The following is a 22842-nucleotide window of genomic DNA, read 5'->3' as shown; positions in this document are numbered from 1 at the left end:
CAATAATTCCCCCCGTCTTTCAATCTAACATCCCTTTTAACTAAAGTTCCCAGATCAAAACATTCTACTCTAAACCCAACCGTTTAAAAATATCATCAACATGTTGGAGATGATAGCCCAAATCAAAAAGACTGCGCAAATCCTTTTCCGTTAAATAATTGCCTATTCGCGTATCTTTAGCAACAACCTCGATAAAATCCTTTCCTTGATCCCAGGCTTGAAACGCATCCTGCTGAACCCAGGCATAAGCTTCTTCCCGCATACATCCATGTTCCACTAACGCCAAAAGAATGCGCTGTGACGACGTTAAGCCATAGGTTTTCTGCAGATTTCGCTTCATCTGTTCTTCTTGAATTTTCAAGCCGGAGATAATGCGGGTCATTTGCCTGAGCATATGGTCTAGGAGCAGGCAGCTGTCCGGCAAAATTATTCTTTCCACCGAACTATGGGTCATATCCCTTTCATGCCAGAGAGCTATGTTCTCCATAGACGCTAAGGCATTGCCCCTCAATAGTCTTGCCATTCCGCTCACCTGTTCGCAGACAATCGGATTGCGCTTATGAGGCATCGCTGAAGAGCCTTTCTGCCCCTCGGCAAAGGGTTCCTGCACCTCAAGGATATCTGTTCGCTGCAGATTGCGAATTTCGGTTGCTATCTTTTCCAATGAACCGCCAATTAGGGCAAGGGTAGTCATAAAATGAGCATGCCGATCCCGCTGTAATATCTGGTTACTGACTAAAGCACTCGTTAGGCCTAAATGCTTACACACTGCACCTTCGACTTCCGGGGAAACATTTGCATAAGTTCCGACTGCCCCAGATATTTTGCCCACGCTCACCGATGATATTGCTTGATCCAAGCGTTCCTCCTGACGATCCAGTTCGGCAATCCATAAGGCAAGTTTTAAACCAAACGTCAAAGGTTCAGCGTGAATCCCATGGGTCCGACCCACCATGACCGTATATTTGCTTTCCAAAGCTCTTTGAGACAAAGCGTCTCTCAAACCATGAAGGTCCTTCTTGAGCAGTTTCCCTGAATCTCGCAGGACCAGACTTAAGGCAGTATCCTTCACATCTGATGAGGTTAAACCGAGGTGCAAGTATTTTCCTGATTCTCCGATTTCCTCGACAACGGCTTGTAAAAAGGCTATAAGATCGTGCCTAACTATAGCTTCGATTTCTAAAACTCTCTGAGAATTTACTTTCGCCGAACGTCTGATATCTTCCATCGCCTCAAGAGGAATTTCTCCCCGTTCAGTCATAACTTCTGCAACTGCAAGTTCTACTTCCAGCCAGCGCTCATATTCGTAACCGTCTCTCCATAGTTTTCCCATTTCGGGGTGTGTGTATCGATCCAGCAATTTCTTTGCGCCCCCAATCCATTACTCTTCGTTAGTCCATTAACTACCGAGTAATAAGCTTTCTTATCATTTACGCTAGACAGACGTGCCTATTCTCATGAGTTCCGATTACTCAGCGAAACTACAGATGGGTTAACCCCATCTGTAGTCCTAATCCTGTAACTATAATTTTATTCTTTAGATACAATATCCCGTGCTACAACAATTCCCGTCGCGGAAGCCTGCATTAGTCCACGTGTAATTCCCGCTCCGTCTCCAATCGTATACAAATGAGGAATGGCCGTTTCAAAATTGTTTTTTACTTTTACCTTTGAAGAATAGAACTTTACCTCAACTCCATAGAGCAAGGTGTTCTTAGAATACATTCCCGGAGCAATTTTATCAAAAGCCTTAAGTGTTTCTGTTAACGACGTAAGATAACGCTCAGGAAACACATAACTGAGATCTCCCGGTACTGCAGACACCAGTGTAGGAACTGTCGTCGACTTACGAAGGCGACTGTCTGTTGTCCTTCTCCCTTGCAGAAGATCGCCTAAGCGCTGAACCATGACACCCCCGCCTGTCAACATATTGGCTAATCTGGCAATATACCGTCCATATTCGATTGGCTGGTTAAAGGGTTCGGTAAAATGAGTGGAAACTAACAAGGCGAAATTGGTGTTTTTGGTCTTTTTTGCCGCATCAGCGTAACTATGACCGTTTACAACAGCAATTCCTCCGTCATAGTGTTCTTCGGATACTACTCCTCCGGGATTAACACAAAAGCTCCGGGTTTTAAGATCATAGGTGTCTGAATAATAAACCAGCTTAGCTTCATATAGTTCTTTAGTTAAATGATCCATAACAGAATTGGGAACTTCCACACGAACTCCGATATCGACCTCATTATTTTCGGTAATAACTCCTAAGCGAACCGTTTGTGCCGCAAGCCAATTTGCCCCCCCACGGCCGGGAGCTGCAACAACATATCTAGCCCTTACTTCATCAAGCTCAGCTTGATCACGACGCTGTATGATTGCTCCTTGGGCTCCGACAGGATCAGCCAGGATATCCTTGACTTCAGCAAGTTCCCAAAAGGCAGTATTCGTCTCAGTCATTAAATGTTGATACATGCCCTTTAAAACTTCATAGGCTAACTCCGTTCCTAAATGACGTACAGGACAATGGATTAACTGAATATTATGGCGGGATGCATCATACTGAATCTCCTCAACCCGGCGAGTATCTAAACCATAAACAGTTTCCTGAGCCCCAAATTGTCGGTAAATTGAGTCTGCGTAGTCTATAAGGGCCTGTGCTTGATCATCCTTCATATATTCTGTCAAACGGCCGCCCACAGCAGGACTTAGGGACAATTTCCCATCGCTGAACGCTCCGGCCCCGGACCATCCTCTCGTGATGGCACAAGGGTTACACCCTGCACAAACACCTGTCGTTCGAGCTGGACATTTTCTTTTTTCTATTGTTCGACCGCTATCTACAATCAGAATTTTCAGGTTTTTATTATGCTTTGATAGCTCTAAAGCCGTAAATATTCCAGCAGGCCCTGCTCCGATAATTAAGACATCAACTTCATGTTTCAAGGTATCCCCTCCGAGAGAGATTTGCGTTTGCTTAAAGAAGAAACTTCTTATCGCAAACACTCTCATCTTAACAATCCTCCTTCCCATTGTCAATGGAATTACCGAACATTCATCAAGAATACATGATTAACATTCGATAAGCCGTTACAATAATTTGAAGTGGGGGTCTTAAGAAAAAAAAACAATCCCTGTTCGTTTCAAAAACAAACAGGGTGAGGAAGTTATCATTGCACTTGGTGTTGACGATCGAGATTCACAAATTTCGTAAACTCTTTGAGAAAACCTAGTTCTACTGTTCCAACGGGACCATTACGATGTTTTGCTATAATTAACTCGGCAATTCCTTTTTTTTCCGATTCCTGATTATAGTACTCATCTCTATAGATAAAGGAAATAACATCTGCATCAGCTTCAATGGCACCTGATTCCAATAAGTCCGACATTAGCGGGCGTTTATCTTGACGTTGTTCTACTCCTCGATTCAACTGAGATAAGGCAATTACCGGCACTTTTAGTTCGCGGGCAAGCCCTTTAAGAGATCTTGAGATCTGAGCGACTTCTTGTTGACGGCTTTCGGTTCTTTTTCCCACAGTTAACAATTGTAAGTAATCAATAATAACTATACCTAAATCATGTTCTGTTTTTAAGCGACGGGCCTTGGAGCGTAATTCCGCTAAAGAAATACCAACGGTATCATCGATAAATATAGGCGCCTCGGACAACGGCCCCACAGCTCTTGTCAGTTTCGGCCAATCCGCATCCAATAAATCACCGGTTCTAACTCGCTGCTGATCAACCATTGCCTCTCCACAGAGCATCCGTTGCACTAATTGTTCTTTGGACATTTCTAAACTAAAAATAGCCACCGGAACGTTGGCTCTGACGGCCGCGTTTTGAGCCATATTTAAAACCAAAGCCGTTTTTCCCATGGACGGACGGGCAGCAATAATCACAAGATCCGACGGCTGCCATCCTGAGGTCATGCGATCTAATTCCGTAAAAAAAGTTGGAATCCCAGTTAAATTACCTTTATTAGCATATAGATATTCAATCTTTTCGAAAGTACCTAAGAGAATATCGCGAATAACGCTAAACCCGTCTTTGACCCGTCGGCGTGAAAGATCAAGAATTAGCTTTTCTGCATCTTCGAGAAGAGTTTTTGCTTCTTCGCCAGGTTCATAGCCGCGTTCAAAAATACTGCTGGTTACCTGAATAAGCTGACGCAAAAGCGCTTTTTCACTGACAATTTTCGAATAATAATCTACATTTGCCGCTGAAGGCACTGAACGAGCAATTTCCGAAATTGTAGCAATCCCGCCAACCTGCTCTAAATGACCCTGTTGGCGCAGAATTTCTGCTACACTGACAAGATCGATAGGATCTCCTTTTTCAAAAAGTTCCCGAATGGCTGAGAAAATTAAGCGATGATTATCTCGATAAAAATCTTCGGCCTGAAGAAATTCAAAAATAGAACTGGCAGACTCAGGTTCAAGCATCATAGCCCCTAAGACTGCCTGTTCAGCTTCTAAGTTTTGAGGTGGAACTTTTAATAGTTCCATATCTACTTCTCCTCCCAGTCACTCACAGTCATTAGTGCTTAAAAGACATGCTTTATGGCTTCTTCAATCGTACTAACCCCTACAACTTCAATCCCGCGCAAGCTCTGAGGGACATCAGCCATATTCTCCAGAGGGATGAGGACTTTTTGAAGACTAGCCTGCTTAGCCCCAAAAATCTTTTCATAAATACCACCAACAGGTTTAACGTTGCCTTGTATGGAAATTTCCCCAGTTACGGCAACATCCTGACGTATGGGCAGTTGTTTTAAGGCACTGTATATTGCCAAAGTTGTAGCTAATCCCGCTGACGGCCCATCAATATTAGCTCCGCCTACAACATTAACATGAACATCGTAATTGTGAAGATTTTCTCCAGTCAGTTCACGAATTACTGAGGTTGCATTAAAGAAAGCATCTCTTGCCATACTTCCAGCAGTTTCATTAAAACGTACAGTCCCCTTGTCATCCAGAGTTTTAAAGATTATTGCTTCAATTTCTAAAACTGAACCTAAAAATCCAGCAACTCCGAGCCCCAAAATGCGACCAATCTCAAAATCAGTCCGACCTTTACGAAAAACATAGGGAGTAAGCCTAGCCGAATGCAAGACTTCCTGAACATCGGCACAAGTAATCTTAACAGTGTCTCCATCTGTACTTCGAAACCTTGCTAAGCCATAAGCATCCATAAGAATACTTGTCGCTTTTCTTCCCTCGATAACATATTCACTAATAATCTCAGGGACATTGTCTTCGAGAACAACATCCAATTTTTGAGACGCTTGCCGGACAATATGCTGAACATCTTTAGGTTCCAGGGGAACGAAGAAAACTTCAGAGCAACGAGAACGCAAGGCAGGATTTAGCTCCCTAGGATCACGTGTGGTTGCTCCTATGAGTACAAAATCCGCCGGTGCCCCCTCATCGAAAAGTTTTTTAATCCATTGAGGTACCATTGGATCACTTGGATCATAATAAGAAGAATCAAACGTAACACGCTTATCTTCAAGAACCTTAAGCAATTTATTTAAAAGCAAAGAATCCATTTCTCCTATTTCATCAATAAAGAGAATACCCCCATGAGCATCACTTACCAAACCCATTTTGGGTTCCGGTACTCCTGTGTCCGCCAAATCACGTTTTGAACCCTGGTAGATAGGATCATGGACAGATCCCATAAGGGGATTTGTTACATCTCTAGGGTCCCAGCGCAACGTTGTTCCATCAACTTCAATAAATGGAGCTTCTTTAGCAAAGGGAGCATTAGAGTGATTCTTAACTGTTTCCAGGGCAACGCGAGCAGCAGAGGTCTTGCCAACTCCCGGAGGACCATAAATTAGAATATGCTGAGGAAAAGGCGTTGCCAGCTTCGCCAAAAGAGCTTGAACAGCGCCCTCTTGACCAATAATTTCCTCGATGGTTTGAGGACGAAGTACCTCTGCAGCCGAACGATTGAGAGAAATTGTATTCATCTTTTCGATAATTGCTAACTTTTTAAGAGTTTGGGCATTTTCAGGACCTGCCGTTTCCTGAAGAACTTGGATCTTTATTTCTTTAACATAATCTTCATGACGTTCTTGAATCTTTTCCGAGACAATCTGTTCTAAACGATCTTCAATGGAACGCTTAGCAATTAGTTCCGCAATTTTGTCTTCGATATCCTCTAATAGTTTAGGGATCTCCTCTTTTTGCGGAAGTTTATAACCTGTTGGATCATCCATCACAATTTTTCGCAGCCCTGCGACTCGTTCAATTAGATTATGCGAACGCATCAAGGCTAAGGCCTCTAATTTAGTGGCCTTCAGGACCAATTTATCTGTTCCATAATAATTTGAAATTAGACTATAAAGAGCCTCAACTTCTTGGCCCCATTCTTCCTCATCAAGCAACCGATCTCCAAAATTCGTATGATTCAGCCATTTTGTCAAAATCCCTTTCATTAGGGGTCCCCTTTCACGAGATCAAACTTCGCCAATAATAGCCATTGGCGTCTTTAATTATGCTGCAATGCCGGAAGTACTCGGCCCTCTATCTATAATACTATTTTTGCCATACCAAACTTAAATTGCCGAAACATAGACACGAAGTTTGGCTGTTACATCAGGATGGACTTTTACCGAAATTTCATAAGTTCCTAAGGCTTTGATAGGTTCTTTTAATTCAAGTTTCCGTTTATCGATTTCAATACCATGTTGTTTTTTTAAACCTTCTGCAATCTCTTTACTGGTTACGGAGCCAAATATTCGTCCGCCCTCACCAGTCCTAATCTTAACATCAACCTGAAGGTCATTAAGTTTGTTTCCTAAAACAATGGCATCCTCTTTTTCCTTAGCTTTTCGACGCTCTTCTGCAGCTTTCTTATGAGAAATATCCTGGATATTTCCTGTAGTTGCCTCTACGGCTAATTTTTTAGGGAACAGAAAGTTCCGAGCGTATCCGTCAGCTACTTCACAAACCTGTCCTTTTTTACCTGTCCCTTTAACATCTGCTTGAAGAATAACCTTCATTTGAATTCCCCCTTATGATTCCTCGGGTAGACGACGAAAGTTGAAAACTAAATCAAAAAGCCCCAATAATATAATGCTGGAAACACTAAAAAAGAAATAAACAAGACTTGCCACTATCAAAATCCATTTTAGAAATCGCGGTATTTTAGGCGATTGAAGCAAATATGAATAAACTGCAATACCAAGAATTAACGTCACAGCCCCATAAATAACCATTAAATTTATTCCCAAGGCACGAAGAGTTATCCAGGAATACTGATCCCCTAAAAGATAAAATGCTATACCCAGAACAGCCCCCCAAACCGCATACCAGGGCAGCCGCCAATGGGTGAAGGGCATACGTCCTTTCGAGTTCAGCCAACGTCTAAAAAAGTAAAAGACAAAAGCATACTCAAGCAAAGCGTTCAACACAACAAAACTCGGGAGAATCAATATATAAAACTGAATACCCTCTTGCATTAACTGACGAAGCTGAATTTCTGTAATTCCCTGTTGCTGCATCGCAGACAGCAAACCGGAAGCCTGATATTGTTGAACCATGGAATTAATTATTTCCGTTACTGACTTAGGATCAATTCCTTGTCCAACAAATAAAAGAGCGGGTATTACGCCTAGAATCGATGCCAATGCGGCACTCCAAAAGAACGTTACCCGAACCGGCCATTTTTGCCAGCCAAAGACTCCGAGTAAACCCGCCAAAGGAACAAAACTTACTTGACTCAGAGCAGGAAATCCGATGCTGACCAATGGGACAATAAAACCGATCACGGTTAGAGTCGAGGCAATCAGCAACCCTTTGCGCAATCCAACTAAAAACACAGCTAACAGTATGAGTACGGTCCAAAAAAACCCCCACGTACCCCATACAACTCCCAGCAAAGGAAAGGATAAGAGAATGGCTTCTGCTATATAGCTAACAGCCACTTCATCGCGTAAATACATATCCTCTGATTCTCCTATTAACTTAGTCCTCAGGTGCAAGATAACTTAAAAGTAAGCTTAAATCTCCCCACTGCTTTTCAAGATTCATTTCGTCCGCATTTTTTATATCCTCAAGACGTTGTAAAAGCACACGGTCCAGACGGGAAAAATCAAAGCCTAACCTTCTGGCCATTAGATAGCTCATTCCTACCAAATCTGCCAGACCTTGAAGCATCTCAGTTTCAGATCCACTTAGCGTCCCGTGTTGAATTTGCCACTGGGCCTGAATTAATCCTACTTTGAGTTCTTCGATAGCCCTTAAGCCCTTTACAACATCTACTTCCATATTTTCCAGGACCGCTCCCTCCTCAAGCTGGATTTCTTCAAAATACAATTCGTGATAACTCTGTTAATTTCCTTCCCCGTTTCCCTATGAAAATACTCCCAAAGAAACCTATTAAATCAAAAAGGGAGCTCTCGCTCCCTCTTTCTACTCTACACTATACGGTAATAAGGCAATGCTACGAGCACGTTTAATGGCCAAGGTCACTTGGCGCTGATGCATGGCGCAGTTCCCTGAAATTCGACGAGGTAAAATTTTACCGCGTTCCGTAATATACTTACGAAGTTTATGTGTCTCTTTGTAATCCATAGATTCTACTTTATCAACACAAAAACTGCACACCCGTTTCCGAGGGCGTCGTCCACGTTCACGTTTCATACAAATCTCCCTTCCTTATATTAGAATGGGATGTCATCATCCAAATTTACTTCATGTCCAAAGGAACGAGTTCCAGTTTGAGCATTAAGATCCTGACCTCCGCTGTCTTTGGGACTTAAGAGGTGAACACTTTCCGCTATAACTTCCGTAACCCATCGTTTTTGTCCATCTTGAGCTGTATAGGAACGAACTTGAATTCTTCCGTCGACGGCAGCCATTTTTCCTTTTGCCAAATAATTCGCAGTAAATTCAGCAAGCTGCCGATAAACAACGCAAGGTATAAAATCCGTATCTCGTTCTCCCTGAGCATTTTTAAAATTGCGATCAATTGCCAATGTAAAATTGGTTACAGCAACTCCTGTAGGAGTGTAACGCAATTCGGGGTCTTTAGTTAAACGGCCAATCAAAACGACCCGATTCAACATGGTTGCCCCACCGCCCTCTTAATCATCTTTTTTAACGGTTAAAAAGCGAATGACATCATCGGAAATTTTCATATTTCTTTCAACTTCCTGGGATGTTTTTCCTTCGGCTTCAAAGTTCATGAGGACATATTGGCCTTCTTTGTAATCCTTGATTTCATAAGCCAAACGACGTTTACCCCACTTATCAACCGTTACATTTTGCCCGCCATTGCTGGAAGCGAGTCCACTTATACGGTCAACAAGGGCATTCGTAGCTTCCTCATCCATATCTGGCCGGATAATATAAAGTATTTCGTACGCTTTCATATTTGCACCTCCCCTCGGACTAAAACGGCCCCGTAAACGGAGCAGGGATATTTTTATTACCAGTTAAAAATTATAACATTTTGTCCGCTCAAAAGCAACTATTATCGCCGTAAAATGCCTATACATTAAAGCGAAAATGTACAATATCACCATTTCGCATTACATAATCTTTTCCTTCAAGCCGAACTAAACCTTTATCTCTGGCTCCGTTCAAACCATTATTTTCAACAAAATCCTCATAGGATACCACTTCGGCTCGGATAAAGCCCCGCTCAAAATCTGTGTGAATTACTCCAGCTGCCTGGGGCGCTTTTGTCCCTTGATAAATTGTCCACGCTTTGACTTCCATGGGACCTGCCGTGAAAAATGTCATAAGGCCGAGGAGATGAAAGGAAACTCTAATTAGCTGGTCAAGTCCTGATTCCTTTAATCCTAAATCCTGAAGAAAAACTTCTTTTTCGTCCGCCTCAAGTTCTGCAATTTCCGCTTCAATCTGGGCACAGACGACGACAACTTCTGCCCCTTCCGCGGCAGCAATTTCTCGAACTTGTTGAACGTATGGATTATCTGCTGTATTGTCCAAGCCATCTTCTCGTACATTGGCGACATAAAGGACCGGCTTTAAGGTCAGCAGCGAAAGCCCTTTAATAATTTCCTGCTCTTCATCTGAAAAAGTCAGTGTGCGCGCCCCTTTACCCTGATTGAACACATCTTTCAGCCGATTCAAAAGCTCAACTTCAACCTGCGCTTTTTTATCGCCCATTTTCAGAAGTTTGCTCGAACGTTCCAAACGTCTCTCAATACTTTCCATATCGGCAAGAATCAATTCAAGATCTATGGTTTCAATATCCCGTTTGGGATCAATCGACCCTTCAACATGAACGACATTTGAATCTTCAAAACAGCGCACAACGTGTACAATTGCGTCCACTTCACGGATATGCGAAAGAAATTTGTTTCCTAAGCCTTCTCCTTTGCTTGCCCCTTTAACCAACCCCGCAATATCAACAAACTCAACAGTCGCCGGCACTATTTTTTTAGGATGAACCATCTCAGCAAGTTTTTGCAGGCGAGAATCCGGTACTTCTACCATACCAACATTCGGATCAATCGTACAAAAGGGATAGTTGGCCGCCTCCGCGCCAGCTTGGGTAATAGCATTGAATAACGTTGATTTACCGACATTCGGCAAACCGACAATTCCAGCATGTAATGTCATGATTACACTCCTTTTTCATTTTCCTCAGCGCTCTGAAGAATCTCCTTGATATTGCGCTCAAGCTTTACACGTGAAATCCACGCTTGATGTTGGCATCCCAAACACTGGATCCGAAAATCCATACCGGTCCTCATAATTTTCCATTCCAGACTTCCGCAGGGGTGCGGTTTTCTTAGCCGTACAATATCCCCCACATTTAATTGAACCATGTCTGTGACTTCCTCCTAAAAACTATTCAGTTTTTTAACCAATCGTAAAACTCGCACTTCTACAAGTGGAGTTGGTTCCCAAACCTTGCTTCACTCTCGAACTGAACCTTTCGTAGGATCCGTAATAATAACACTTTGAAAGCGAGGTGTTTGTATTCCTTCTTTTAAAAATGCACTGTGAATTCTGCGCCGTAACTCTCTCTCTAATTCCCACTGTTCATCAGGCTTTGTAAAAGCAATCACTCTGAGAACAACATTTCGTTCTCCGAATTGAGTTATTCCCTGGACAGTAGGTGCCTCAACAATTTTTTCACCAAATTCGGCGGTAACTTCCTCACAGACTGCCCGCATCACATCCATTGCCTTTTCAAGATCTTCTTCATAAGGTATTTGAATCTCAACATTGGCCAACATTTTTCCTCTGCTAAAGTTAGTAACCGCTGTTATACTCCCGTTTGGGATAATATGCAATTCCCCGCCCCAGGCCCTTAGGTGAGTTGTCCGAACACCTGTCTCTTCGACTGTACCCGAAAACTCACCGATTTTCACATAATCTCCCACTGAAAATTGGTTTTCAAAAAGTATAAAAAAGCCGCTGATCATATCTTTGACCAGGCTTTGCGATCCAAACCCCAGGGCAACACCTAAAACGCTTGCTGAAGCCAATAATGTCCCCGTAGGAAAATTGAAAAGACGCTGGAGTATCTGCAAGCCAACCAAAAATGTCATCAGATAAAAGGATATGCTGCGCAAAAGGGAGAACAAGGTATTCGCTTTTCGATCCTCTAACAGTATCTTGCCTTTTCGCTCAACTAACATCCGCCTTAAAAAGTAAATCAACAAACCATAGGCCAGACGAGCGAGAATCAAAAGCACGACAATATACAACAAGCTATTTAGAACAAAGGATTCTAGATCCTGCCAATTTAAACCAGTAATATTATGGGGTAGCCATGAGACATTCATTTCTAATTCGTCCTTTTTCTACTGCCTTTTTCTGCCTCTAGTTAAACTCGTTTAAACATCATATTATGCCATACTTATGCTGATTCACAAGTGAACTCGTTCAGCTAAAGCTGAATAAAAACCAACGCCGTAAAACAGACAGTAAGCTATTTAGATAGCAAAAAGGCTTGATATCCTCGCATTAACATAATGAAATCAGCTACTGAAGAAACTTCCCAAGGAGCATGCATGCTTAAGAGTCCAACACCGCAATCTAAAACCTCCATGCCGTATACTGCCATATACTGAGCAATAGTTCCGCCGCCTCCTTGGTCAACTTTACCCAGCTCAGCGATTTGCCAAGAAATTTTATTTTCGTTAAAAATGCGGCGCACTTCGGCTACAAATTCAGGATTAGCATCATTCGATTCGACCTTTCCTCTGGCTCCTGTATACTTGCAAACAACAATGCCTCGTCCAAGGAAAGCAGCATTCCGTTTGTCCATAACCTCAGCAAAATTAGGGTCATACGCAGCGGCGACATCTGCCGAGAGTGCCTTACTATTTGCTAACGATCGTCTTACCAAAAGTCCATTATAGCCCCCGGTTTGTAAAGCAATGAGTTCTCCAATAAAATTTTCCAAGTAATACGCTTTCATTCCCGTATTAGAAGAGCTGCCAATTTCCTCTTTATCGGCAAAAAGAACAACTGTTGTCCATTCAGGAGTTTCTACAGCCTCGATTGCCTTCCAGGCGGCGAAGGAACAAATTCGGTCATCCTGCCCGTAACCGGCGATAAAACTTTTATCTAATCCTGCCCAGCGGGCTTTCCCTGCCGGAACAATCTCGAGTTCAGCGCTGGCAAAGTCTTCCTCGTTCATCCCGTATTTTTCCTTAAGAATATCGAGAATCGCACCTTTAACCCGCTCTTCTCCCTTATTTTCAGCGGGGTTGTGCCCCAACAAAAGATTCAGGCCTTCCCCTGGAATGGCTTCGCGCAATTTTTTATCATACTGATCCTTCGCTAAGTGCGGCAATAAATCATTGATTGTAAATATAGGATCTTTCTCGTCTTCTCCAATGACTACGTCGACTTTCTGGCCATTTTCCAAGATAACCACACCATGAAGGGCGAGAGGCAGTGCTGTCCATTGGTATTTCTTTATTCCGCCGTAATAGTGAGTTTTAAAAAAAGCAAGTCCTTCTTCCTCGTATAAAGGACACGGTTTTAGGTCAAGGCGAGGTGCATCAATGTGAGCGGCAATTAAACGGAATCCCTCGTTTAAGGGACGTTTGCCGGCAATAGCTAAAATGCCCGCTTTATCACGGACTCCTAAGCGAATTTTTTCACCGCTTGCGAATGTCCTCGCCTCAGACAGCAGATTAAATCCAGCAGCAGCGGCATATCGTTCAATTATCCTCCAAGATTCTCTTTCTGTTTTTCCCTCACTGAGGAAGGATAAATAATCGTTTACATTCTGCCCTTCCTTATCCGATAGTGAAAGGTCGTCCCAAGCTAACGTTTTCTTTTGCTTACTCACAAAAAAACTCCTTACTTTTTAAGATGCATTTTATAGTGAAGGTGGATATTAAACCTCTTATCACAATCTAAGTTTTCTTCTTCAGATCTAAATTTATGTATTAAAACCAAAGTCCTTTTTCTTTAATGAGGGGGTCAATTAATTTTTGACTAATTTGAGTCGCCAAAGCTTGGTCTATCCCATTAAAAATTTTCACTAAATATGGGTAAGCTGTTGATGTCTGCAAGAGCGTTGCAAAGCCGCCGCCAAAGCCAACTTTTAAAAGGGGAGAAATTAATCCCGCCAAAACAGCCAGCCCTATGGTTGAGCTTAAAGCACCTATAAAAAGACCTCCCCCTCGGTTAAGAGCACTACCCCAAATTCCTAAGGGTTTTAATAAAATGGTCATACTTAATTGAACTAAAAGTACAAGGCCATAAAACACTAATGCAAAGGCAAGAAGATTCAGCAGTCTGTCTGTGAGAGTTTCTGCTAAACGCTGACTGACTTTCTCAATGGTTTGTGTCATTGGTTGACCTGTAATATTAACTGAAGAAAAAACGCTCCTCCACTCTTCAGGTAAAGACCCAACAATGTTTCCCAATATTTGTTGTTCTAAAGATGAAGCTTTGGTCTGAATCAGCGGGAGAATTGTTTTATATACAATAGGCTCCAGCCATTGCCGAAGAGGGAAATATTGCTCTATCCAACACAGAACCGAATTATATTCCCTTGAAGCAACCAAAAAGCCTACTACATAACTCACTAAATGTATAATACTGGTTAGAAGTCCTTTCCGATAACCAGATAATGCACCGAACAAAATAAATCCCAAGATCAGAATGTCAATTAGATTCATACAGTCCCCCCTTTGTTCATAATTCTAGTTCCATGTGTTACCTATTCTATTCTCCAATCCGAAAATCCTTCTCCTTGTTCTCTTCCAAAAAAGGACCCCACAATGGCTAAAAAGACAGCTTTTCGCTGTCTCATCACTTAAATATCCACAATTTGACTTTTGTTTCTTGACTACCTAACTATGCATCGTGTGGGAACCACTCCCACTTGGAGACGTGATAGTCTTACAAATAAAGTATGGCGGGGATGCGTGCGAATCGAACACACCTCGGAACGTTCTGCGTCCCGACACGCGGATTTGAAGTCCGGGAGCAGCACCAGCCACCATCCATCCCCATTCAACGTCAGTAATTTTAACATATTCTCTTATAATATGGAAGTGTGTCCTCAAGAATCAGAGCAAAAGAACTGCTAAATCTAATTAAGTTAATACCCAAAACTAAAAGTGGACGCAACAAAATATTTTGTTAACTGTCCACTCATGGTCGAATGGTCATCCTATATTAGCGATTGACTTAACGAATATTATAGCCTTTTCCCTCTAATGACGTTTTAACCTCAGTAAGTTGCTCTCCTTGAAGGTGAGCCAATAACTGAAATTTATTTTCTCGCAAATGATAGAAAGCTAGGCTTGTAACATTAGTATCATATTGTTTAAACGTCGTTGCGATGTCCAGCAAAACACCTTTTTCGTCTTTTCGTTCAATCACAAAACGTTCTCCGGGACTGCGCGAGCCCATAATATCCAGGAACGCATCCAATATATCATAGCCCGTTATAATTCCTACCAGCTTCTCGTTTTCTACAACCGGCAAGCCTCCAATTTTATGTTCTCTCATGAGCAAAGCCGCATCTTCAATACCCATATCAGGATGACAGGTAATGACCCTTTTAACCGCAATTTCTCGGATTGTCGTTTTGGCAACAAGATAGTTGAGCTCAAAGATGCTAAGTGTTGTCGCCGGAGAAGGTGATACTTCCCTAAGATCTCCATCAGTTACAAGTCCTATTAGCTTTTCCTTTTCTACGACAGGCAGTCGGTCAATCTTTTTCTCACGCATAAGAGCCATAGCTTCAGCAATAGACTCATTTGGAGAGATCGTGAATACTTGGGCGGTCATAAATTGACGAACATACATGTTTCCTTACCCCTTCTCTATTTAAATATACTTTAAGTGAACTCGTTCAGCTAAAGTGAACATCGGGGTTTTGCTGAGGGACTCTACCCCGCTGAATCAAGGTATGGGAACCATTCACACTTGTCGAAGCTGGAGTCTTACAATTGGATAAATTCTCCTCATTTACATAGATATTTTATAATTCTTGCACTATTGTGTCAATTGTTTAATTCTGTTTAACAATACGATTAATAAAGTGTTCTTTTATCACCAATCCGCTTGGTGATTTTTTGCTGGTCAAAATATTCAAGCAGAGGAACTGCATATTTTCTTGAAATTCCCAATAGTTCTCTAACCTCAGAAACAGCAATTTCACCCTGTTTTTTAAGAAAATCTGTTAACACCGTTTGAGCTTCCTTAATTTCCTTTTGAGGATAATACAATTGATCAATATGAATCCACTCACCTATCTCACATAAATATTGAGCATATTCTACAGCTTCATTCTTTGAAATACCTGCATTTTCTGCCCCTGCTTGTAAATCCGGCGGCATGAGTTTAAATGATTCCCATCTACTGCTTAATTCCTGAAGCCGTGTTGCTATTAGCGGAGGCATAATTGCTTGTTCAGTTGTTTGGACCTTACTTCCCTTTAGATAATATGCATTATATTTTGCACCTTGTTCAAGTACTGTCTGCCAGCGACGGTTTGTCCATTGTATGCCGAGACGTGTCTTCAACTCCCCTCGGCTAATTCCAAGTCGTAAGGGATTTTGCTTCTCATAGTTCATCACAACCTCAATTAAGGCACGACGCCACTTTTCTGCTGCTTCGGTCCCCCACAATAACTTGGTATCATCCTCCATGAATATTTCTGCCCTGTTATTGTTTTTCAGAGTGGTTAGGCGTTTATCTAATTCCTCAGCATTAATCTGTAAGCGAGTTAACAGTTCCTCAAAACTTCTTGGCTCATTGATTTCTTTTTCTAATAACTCTAAAGGGTCTCCTAAATCTTTTATTCTCATCTGCTCTAATACATTTTCTTTAAAACGCTTCTTCTTAAAATCGGCTACTCCTAAAACTTTACCTCCGCCAATAGTTTGGGTGGGTGAATAAAACCTGAGGACAAATCGGTCACCGGGAGCCGCCAATACTGGTTCTTCTAAAAGGATTTGAGCAAACCCATTTTGACCAGGAGGGAGTTCGTCATGATTCAGCAAGTGAATTCTGCCTAATATTTCAGTTGTTCCTAAATGAAACCGGACCCTCTGTCTTTGGGTAATCGGTTTGACAGAGGACGGTAGATTATGCAGTGATAGATCAAGAATATTTCCAACTTGAAATACCTTCGGAGAAACTAGGACTGATCCTCGCTCAACCTCGGCAACTTCGACTCCTGCAAGATTAACCGCTACTCGTTGTCCGGCCCCGGAATCTTTGACCTTTTGATTATGCACTTGAATTGAGCGAACTTTAGCAGCGATCTCTCCTGGTTCAATTAAAAGCTCCTGCCCTAAACTTATAGTACCGCTCTGTAACGTTCCGGTAACTACCGTACCAAATCCTTGAATACTAAACACTCGGTCAATCGGCATTCGAATGGGACCTGAAGAGCTTTTGCATTCCACTTCTGAGAGCAAATTGTCGATCTCGTTTTTTAACGCATCTATTCCTAAACCTTTTACTGCTGATACACGGCAGATGGGAGCATCATGAAAAACTGTATCTTTTAGCTTTTCACGAACATCCTCTTCCATAAGTTCAAGCCATTCCTCATCAACGAGATCGACCTTATTGATAACAACAATTCCGCGAGGAATTTCAAGCAGCGTTAAAATATCCAAATGCTCCTTTGTCTGAGGCATTATTCCTTCATCAGCTGCTATCACTAACATGACAATATCCATACCGCTTGCTCCAGCTAACATTTGCCGGATAAACTTCTCATGTCCCGGAACGTCTACTATTCCTACTTTCCGTCCGCTTGGCAGCAGCATGTGCGCAAAACCGAGCTCAATTGAAATCCCTCGCTGCTTTTCTTCTCTTAATCGATCCGTTTCAATGCCTGAAAGAGCACGTATCAACTCTGTCTTTCCGTGGTCAACATGTCCTGCTGTTCCAACTAAATAATGTCTCTCAACCATTACTGTTCCCCTTATAATTTATTTTTTGTATTATCTCTTAGTCATCCACAAATACAAAATAGCAGGCATAAACACTAATCCCAGGTAACCAAATAGTGGATAGATGAATTGAACTATTTGTGAGAATTTCACGCCTGCTATTGGCAAAAGAAGAAGCAATAATATCAATGTTGTTCGATTATAATCTAATTTTCCTGTCTCTACAACCCGGGTCACCAGACTAAATCCATTCCCTATGGCGGCTGTAATCATGGCTAGCCAAAGGACAACAACGTAAAAAAATGCCGCCCAATCACCAAGTTTTCCCGCAACTGCAACCATTGGTATTTCTAGTCCCAGGACTTCCGGAAATCTAAGCAATGCTGCACCGATTATAAACGCAAATATTCCTAAAGCTGCTCCTCCAAGTATTGCCCCTAAGCGTGCCCCACTCCTTTGTACATCCTTTCCCAGAGAGGCAAAAACCACCATAGCTAATGTTAAGTTAAAAGAAACATAAAGGACTGCAGAAAAGGCCCAATTGTTTACGATTGGATTTGCTAAAACAACAATTCCCTCACCATCTCCGGGTTTGGCTAAAAAAACTGCTAAGGCTGCAATACCCAGGCAAAACGCAAACTTTAAAGGAATTAATACAGTATTAATCCATAATACTCCCTCTCCACGAAACCATAAGGCTAGAGCAATAACGGAATCCGTTAAAATGATCCCATACCATCTTGAGAAACCAAAGTATTCATTGAATAAGGCACCGCCCCCCGATATCATTGCCATCATTCCTACAAATAATAGGACGCTTACAAGTCCATCAGCCCAATTTCCCCATCTTGAACTTAATAAACGGTCAAAGAACATCGGGTATGATGAAACTTTCCAACGTTCTTGAAGATCAATCATACACCATCCTAATAGTGAAAACAGAAAAGAACTTATAACGATCCCTGCTAGTCCCCATACTCCAAAACGGGCAAAAAACTGTTGGATTTCTTGGCCCGATGCAAAACCTGCTCCCATAACAGCACCTACATATGTGGCTGCCACTTGAAACGACGTTTTCCATTTCATGCACTTTCCTCCTCGCCATCATACTTATGGTCTTAAGAGGGATATCATGCATAAATGGCTTGTCCTTTGGAAAATATAATAGATGAATATCCTTAGGAAATTTAGGAGGGTAGTTTGTGAGTTTCTTTTCATTAATCCATGAACCACAAAAAATTAAAGCCCATGTTGATGACAGTTTTGCGAAAGCAAAACTGGAAACAAGGCTTTCGGAGTTATTTATCTCGGCAAAACAACGTCAGCCAATCATATTTTGCATTGGAACTGACCGTTCTACAGGTGATGCTCTCGGCCCGCTGATCGGAACTCATCTTTCTCGTTTAAAGCTCCCTCAGCTTCATGTTTACGGTACTCTTGATGATCCTGTCCATGCAACTAACCTCCGAGATACACTCCAAATAATCCGAGAATCATACCACGAGCCTTTTATTATTGCAGTCGATGCTTGTCTCGGGCGCCTGGATTCGATTGGCTGCATTACTCTTGCTGATGGACCCTTAAAACCAGGCGCCGGAGTTCATAAGAAGCTGCCTGAAGTTGGAGAAGCTCATATGACTGGTATTGTTAATGTCGGTGGATTTATGGAATTCATTGTTTTGCAAAATACTCGCCTTAACTTGGTGTGGAAAATGTCCGAGAACATTAGCTCCCTTATTGCTCGTTCTTATTTAAAAACTTACTATCATTAAATTAGATTTTAGGACCGATCATTGCCTTTGCAATTACTTCTTTTTCCTCATCAGCTAAGGTATAAGTAGATTGCCCACCACTGATAGGTTTAGCATATACCCTTGAATCTTCCCGACTATGAATCGAGTTTAAGACAATTCCATCTCCATCTTGATTTAGTAATGCTAAGGCAAAGCTTAAATCGCTTCCTACATTTTCAAATGCTCGATAACGGACCATTGCTGCTCGATCAACACTTGCTTTTAATTTTAGTTCAATTGGATCAAGCCGTTTAGCACATTGTTCTAACTTTGTCTCTTGATCGCCTAATTTTTGTTGAAACTCATGAAGTATACTTTCCAGATCATCGCCTGACATGAAGGTTTTTAATGTTAAGTATGCCTCCTCGAAGCGTTTCATACGTCTAAATAATATTATGCTAATACTATAAGCGATAATTACTAAGATAACTAATACTCCAAATCCCCACCAAATAGCAGGTGATGTTCCTAATAATAATGTCAAGGGAAATTGCCTCCTTTAATTTATAGCCTTTACATACCTAAATGAAATTTCGTGAACAAAAGGGTTATCGGAATAGCAATAAAAATACCCGGTAATAGATTACCCACTTTTACTTCTTTTATTTCTAAGATATTAAAACCGATGCCAACAATTAATAGTCCTCCGACAGCCCCCATTTCTGACACAACTTGACCTGATAATATTCCCTGAAGCAGTCCTGCTCCTAGAGTAATTGCTCCTTGATAGATAAATACCGGAATTGCTGATGCTAAAACGCCAAGACCCATTGAGGAAGCAAATACTACTGCGGAAGTTCCATCTAACGTCGCTTTAACGAAAAGTATATTATAATTACCCTTTAGCCCGCTTTCCAGAGAACCCATTATAGCCATTGCACCAACACAATAAATTAAACTTGCTGTAACAAATGCCTTAGTAAAACCAGATTTTTCCCCATTTCTTGCAAGTTTGCTTTCCAACCAGCGGCCAAAATTTTCTAAGCGTAGTTCTATATCTATCAATTCGCCTATTATTCCGCCCAATACAAGACTCGCAATAACAACCAGAGTATTTTTTGTTTGTATGGCCATAGTTATGCCAATAAGTAAAACTACAAGTCCAATTCCTTGGATCACCGTAGTCTTCATCTTTTCTGAAAGTGCTTGTCCAAAGAATAGACCGATAAGGCCGCCAAAGATAATTGCCATAGCGTTTACTATTGTACCTAACAACTTGAGTTTACCACCTTCCGTAACACGTTAAAAATAGTGATGAGATAATCCTTATATCTCAAGTACATTAACTCAGTTCTTTGATTATGTTCCACGTGGAACATAATTTAGAATCTCTGTTCCACGTGGAACACTTGCAGCTTTCAACTCCCTGAGCCTTGGCCACTCATGAGAAGTGAACTCGTTCAGTTAAAGCCGAACAACGGGACTTCTGGGGGGGACACTACCCACTCCCACTTATTAAAAGTGGGAGTCTTTTACGATTGGATCAATTCTTTATGCCGTAGCAGCGGTTATCGCAACTCCCAAGGATTTGATCCGCAAAACAACTTCGGTAAGTGTTCCACGTGGAACAAGAATTGACACTCCCACGGCTGAAGCCGGTGGGATTCTTGGGTGATTAAACCGAAATCTATTTCTAGTATCGGAGTATGACCCCAAGTTCAGGGCTATGCCATTAGCCCGTCCTAGAGCAGTACACAATGGTACTCTAGGCTGATAGCCTGTTACCAGCTACCACAGTTGCAGAGATTATATTAATCGCCCCAACTCGATCTCGATGAGCCTTAAATCCACATTCACATTGATACTTTCTGTCTTTAGCATGGTTACGTTTACCACAAGACGGGCATGTTTGGCTAGTGTATTTAGGATTCACGTATTCAACTCGAATACCTTCCAGAAAGGCCTTGTACTCGATAAACGATGCTAGGCGATAGAAGCTCCAAGTATGTAGATTCTTCTCGTTTTTACGGCTTGTTCTTGCCGTCTGGCGTATACCAGAAAGTTTTTCTAATCGAATGACTCCCACATCGTTTTCTTTCGCGAAATTCACGATCTGTCGGCTCACTTTATGGTCAGTATCGTTCATCCAACGTTGTTCTTTATCATGGCGTTTTCGTATAGCTTTGAGTTTCTTCAGTTTGCCAAGTTTTCTACGAACTGACCGATGTTTACGCTTGATAAACTTATTTTGTCTGCCATTACCGAAGAATTTGGTTTTACCAGATTCAGTTGTAGTCACAGCAGGAACTTTAAGCCCTAAATCAACACCCATAACCTTATCGGCTATATTGAGTTGTTTAGTAGCTTCGACAGCGATTTGAGCCATATAGTTACCTGACTTTTGCGTTATTCTAAGGCTGCCCAATTTACCGATCAGCCGTTCTTGCTGATAATTCGTTAGGATAGCTTCAATCTCAAGACGCTGTGATTTGCCGTCAATAATTACAGGAAACGAGAGTATATTGCCTTTAACCGCATAGTTTTGATTGTTCCAGATAGCTACCGCTTTTTTGAGTATAGGGACTTTAATTTCTTTCTGTTCTTCAGGTTTTAGTTTGGCGTTTGCTTTAACCGTTTTTTTGTACGTCGTGAAAACACTCTTGGCCTCTCGAAGGGCTTGATTTTTAACGGCACTGGGTAGGATCGCCACTACGTCTTTACTTGAATAGTTGAGATGCGCGTCTGCTGAAACGAAGTCTGAAACAACCTGATTGACCAAGCGTATGTACTCTTTAGTAGTTTCACTCAGTAGCTGACGTTGTTCACTTGTCAGCTGCAGCTTGATTTTTATGGTGATTTGCAAATGCTTACCCCCTTGTTTTTTGTTCAGCAATGTATCGCTGAATCGTTTCACTAGATACATTGCCAGCCGTAGAGCAAAAGAAAGAACGAGTCCACAGACTAGGCAAGTGCTGCAGGTGTTGGAATTCCTGCCGTAGTTTTCTTGATGTCACTCCTTTCACTTTTGCCATAATGTCTGATGGACTAATAGAAGGTAGAGCGTTCACGAAAAAATGAACATGGTCTGGCATTATTTCTAATGCCACAATCATTAAAGAATGTTCATCACATAGTTCTTGCAGAATCTCCCTAAACCTTCTATCTACGTCATTTACTAATACCTTGCGTCTGTAGCGTGGGCAAAAAACAAAATGATAGTTGATTAAAGAAACAGTGGTGCTTGTTCGTCGATAGTCTTGTCCCATATCATTATTGTATCAGTTGTTCAATTATACTACAACGGATTATTTAGAAACGAAACGGGAGCCGCCTTCATCCCACGATTGAAACCGTGGGCTTTTGGCTACGTTTCTGTAATTAAGTTTCTTCCTACATATCCAAGCTTTTTACCTATGGCTTTACGTATGGTATTCGTTAAAGACTTATGTTGTTTGGGGACTGAGAAGAATTGTTAAATCCCCAGGATACAAGCTGTCGATGATTGCTGCTGTTTTCTCTAGCTTCATTTGGCAGCGAAGGATCTGTTGGCTAGCATACATCAGCGGAGTACGCGTTGCATCCAGGAGTAATTTCACCTTGTTTGTTTGCTGATTGTTGTTTAACATATCTTCGGAAACGCCAACTAAAAGAGGCGGCACCCCATGACCTTAAGGATCCTGTTCGTCATTTTCAATGATATACCAAGTTTAGCCGGCTGGTTTTCTAATGACTGATTAT

General features: G+C 41.7%; 23 protein-coding genes and 1 tRNA gene. 1 reads left to right on the top strand and 23 read right to left on the bottom strand.

The window, feature by feature from the left end; translation table 11 throughout:
- Positions 1 to 64: 64 nt before the first annotated feature.
- The 19 genes from purB to B5771_RS17410 all read right to left on the bottom strand — a co-directional run bounded on the left by purB (position 65) and on the right by B5771_RS17410 (position 18457).
- On the bottom strand, positions 65 to 1360 hold the full coding sequence (purB, locus tag B5771_RS17495) for an adenylosuccinate lyase (protein WP_088188686.1): 1296 nt from the start codon (positions 1358 to 1360) through the stop codon (positions 65 to 67).
- 170 nt (positions 1361 to 1530) lie between these two features.
- Positions 1531 to 2943, bottom strand: a complete 1413-nt coding sequence (locus tag B5771_RS17490) for an FAD-dependent protein (protein ID WP_047808943.1) — start codon at positions 2941 to 2943, stop codon at positions 1531 to 1533.
- Positions 2944 to 3167: 224 nt separating this feature from the next.
- The gene (gene dnaB / locus B5771_RS17485; protein WP_088188685.1) at positions 3168 to 4502 is read right to left on the bottom strand and encodes a replicative DNA helicase; all 1335 of its coding nucleotides are present in this window, start codon (positions 4500 to 4502) and stop codon (positions 3168 to 3170) included.
- 38 nt (positions 4503 to 4540) lie between these two features.
- Positions 4541 to 6439 carry a Lon family ATP-dependent protease gene (lonC, locus tag B5771_RS17480; RefSeq protein ID WP_088188684.1) on the bottom strand — a complete coding sequence of 633 codons (1899 nt, stop codon included), beginning with the start codon at positions 6437 to 6439 and terminating at the stop codon, positions 4541 to 4543.
- A gap of 120 nt (positions 6440 to 6559) precedes the next feature.
- Positions 6560 to 7006 (bottom strand): 50S ribosomal protein L9, encoded by a 447-nt coding sequence (gene rplI, locus B5771_RS17475; RefSeq protein ID WP_047808946.1) that lies wholly within the window; start codon positions 7004 to 7006, stop codon positions 6560 to 6562.
- Positions 7007 to 7018: 12 nt separating this feature from the next.
- Positions 7019 to 7948 (bottom strand): DUF2232 domain-containing protein, encoded by a 930-nt coding sequence (locus B5771_RS17470; protein WP_088188683.1) that lies wholly within the window; start codon positions 7946 to 7948, stop codon positions 7019 to 7021.
- A 22-nt stretch (positions 7949 to 7970) separates the two neighbouring features.
- Positions 7971 to 8273 (bottom strand): MazG-like family protein, encoded by a 303-nt coding sequence (locus B5771_RS17465; RefSeq protein WP_047809067.1) that lies wholly within the window; start codon positions 8271 to 8273, stop codon positions 7971 to 7973.
- A 144-nt stretch (positions 8274 to 8417) separates the two neighbouring features.
- The gene (gene rpsR / locus B5771_RS17460; protein ID WP_014829502.1) at positions 8418 to 8648 is read right to left on the bottom strand and encodes a 30S ribosomal protein S18; all 231 of its coding nucleotides are present in this window, start codon (positions 8646 to 8648) and stop codon (positions 8418 to 8420) included.
- Positions 8649 to 8668: 20 nt separating this feature from the next.
- The gene (gene ssb, locus B5771_RS17455; protein ID WP_047808948.1) at positions 8669 to 9073 is read right to left on the bottom strand and encodes a single-stranded DNA-binding protein; all 405 of its coding nucleotides are present in this window, start codon (positions 9071 to 9073) and stop codon (positions 8669 to 8671) included.
- A gap of 18 nt (positions 9074 to 9091) precedes the next feature.
- Positions 9092 to 9379: a 30S ribosomal protein S6 gene (gene rpsF / locus B5771_RS17450; RefSeq protein ID WP_047808949.1), complete on the bottom strand. Its 288-nt coding sequence runs from the start codon at positions 9377 to 9379 to the stop codon at positions 9092 to 9094.
- A 118-nt stretch (positions 9380 to 9497) separates the two neighbouring features.
- Positions 9498 to 10598, bottom strand: a complete 1101-nt coding sequence (gene ychF / locus B5771_RS17445) for a redox-regulated ATPase YchF (protein WP_088188682.1) — start codon at positions 10596 to 10598, stop codon at positions 9498 to 9500.
- A 2-nt stretch (positions 10599 to 10600) separates the two neighbouring features.
- On the bottom strand, positions 10601 to 10807 hold the full coding sequence (locus B5771_RS17440; protein WP_088188681.1) for a DUF951 domain-containing protein: 207 nt from the start codon (positions 10805 to 10807) through the stop codon (positions 10601 to 10603).
- Positions 10808 to 10897: 90 nt separating this feature from the next.
- Complete coding sequence (locus B5771_RS17435) at positions 10898 to 11773, bottom strand: mechanosensitive ion channel family protein (RefSeq protein ID WP_088188680.1); 876 nt, start codon at positions 11771 to 11773, stop codon at positions 10898 to 10900.
- A gap of 146 nt (positions 11774 to 11919) precedes the next feature.
- Positions 11920 to 13293, bottom strand: a complete 1374-nt coding sequence (locus tag B5771_RS17430) for an aminopeptidase (RefSeq protein WP_088188679.1) — start codon at positions 13291 to 13293, stop codon at positions 11920 to 11922.
- A 100-nt stretch (positions 13294 to 13393) separates the two neighbouring features.
- Complete coding sequence (locus tag B5771_RS17425; protein WP_088188678.1) at positions 13394 to 14131, bottom strand: CvpA family protein; 738 nt, start codon at positions 14129 to 14131, stop codon at positions 13394 to 13396.
- A gap of 237 nt (positions 14132 to 14368) precedes the next feature.
- A tRNA-Sec gene (locus B5771_RS24375) sits at positions 14369 to 14466 on the bottom strand.
- A 179-nt stretch (positions 14467 to 14645) separates the two neighbouring features.
- On the bottom strand, positions 14646 to 15269 hold the full coding sequence (locus tag B5771_RS17420; RefSeq protein ID WP_088188677.1) for a CBS domain-containing protein: 624 nt from the start codon (positions 15267 to 15269) through the stop codon (positions 14646 to 14648).
- A gap of 227 nt (positions 15270 to 15496) precedes the next feature.
- Positions 15497 to 17392, bottom strand: coding sequence for a selenocysteine-specific translation elongation factor (selB, locus tag B5771_RS17415; RefSeq protein WP_088188676.1), 1896 nt, complete (start codon positions 17390 to 17392; stop codon positions 15497 to 15499).
- A 30-nt stretch (positions 17393 to 17422) separates the two neighbouring features.
- Positions 17423 to 18457 carry a hypothetical protein gene (locus B5771_RS17410; protein ID WP_088188675.1) on the bottom strand — a complete coding sequence of 345 codons (1035 nt, stop codon included), beginning with the start codon at positions 18455 to 18457 and terminating at the stop codon, positions 17423 to 17425.
- A gap of 116 nt (positions 18458 to 18573) precedes the next feature.
- On the opposite strand from B5771_RS17410, the gene yyaC reads away from it, so the two are divergent.
- Positions 18574 to 19143: a spore protease YyaC gene (yyaC, locus tag B5771_RS17405; RefSeq protein ID WP_088188674.1), complete on the top strand. Its 570-nt coding sequence runs from the start codon at positions 18574 to 18576 to the stop codon at positions 19141 to 19143.
- A gap of 1 nt (position 19144) precedes the next feature.
- On the opposite strand, the gene B5771_RS17400 is transcribed toward yyaC, so the two are convergent.
- The 4 genes from B5771_RS17400 to tnpA form a co-directional block, all read right to left on the bottom strand.
- A complete protein-coding gene (locus tag B5771_RS17400) occupies positions 19145 to 19648 on the bottom strand; it encodes a DUF4446 family protein (protein ID WP_088188673.1) in 504 nt (167 codons plus the stop codon).
- Positions 19649 to 19677: 29 nt separating this feature from the next.
- Positions 19678 to 20379 carry a DUF554 domain-containing protein gene (locus tag B5771_RS17395; RefSeq protein WP_088188672.1) on the bottom strand — a complete coding sequence of 234 codons (702 nt, stop codon included), beginning with the start codon at positions 20377 to 20379 and terminating at the stop codon, positions 19678 to 19680.
- A gap of 490 nt (positions 20380 to 20869) precedes the next feature.
- Entirely contained in the window at positions 20870 to 21967 is a 1098-nt protein-coding gene (locus tag B5771_RS17390) for an RNA-guided endonuclease TnpB family protein (RefSeq protein ID WP_088188671.1), read from the bottom strand.
- A 4-nt stretch (positions 21968 to 21971) separates the two neighbouring features.
- Entirely contained in the window at positions 21972 to 22370 is a 399-nt protein-coding gene (gene tnpA, locus B5771_RS17385; RefSeq protein ID WP_088188670.1) for an IS200/IS605 family transposase, read from the bottom strand.
- Between the last annotated feature and the right edge of the window lie 472 nt (positions 22371 to 22842).

The sequence above is a fragment of the Desulfosporosinus sp. FKA genome, assembly GCF_002196785.1.
Lineage (GTDB): Bacteria > Bacillota > Desulfitobacteriia > Desulfitobacteriales > Desulfitobacteriaceae > Desulfosporosinus > Desulfosporosinus acididurans.
Note: the sequence above shows the minus strand (reverse complement) of the source record. Positions and strands in the feature narration are given on the sequence as shown.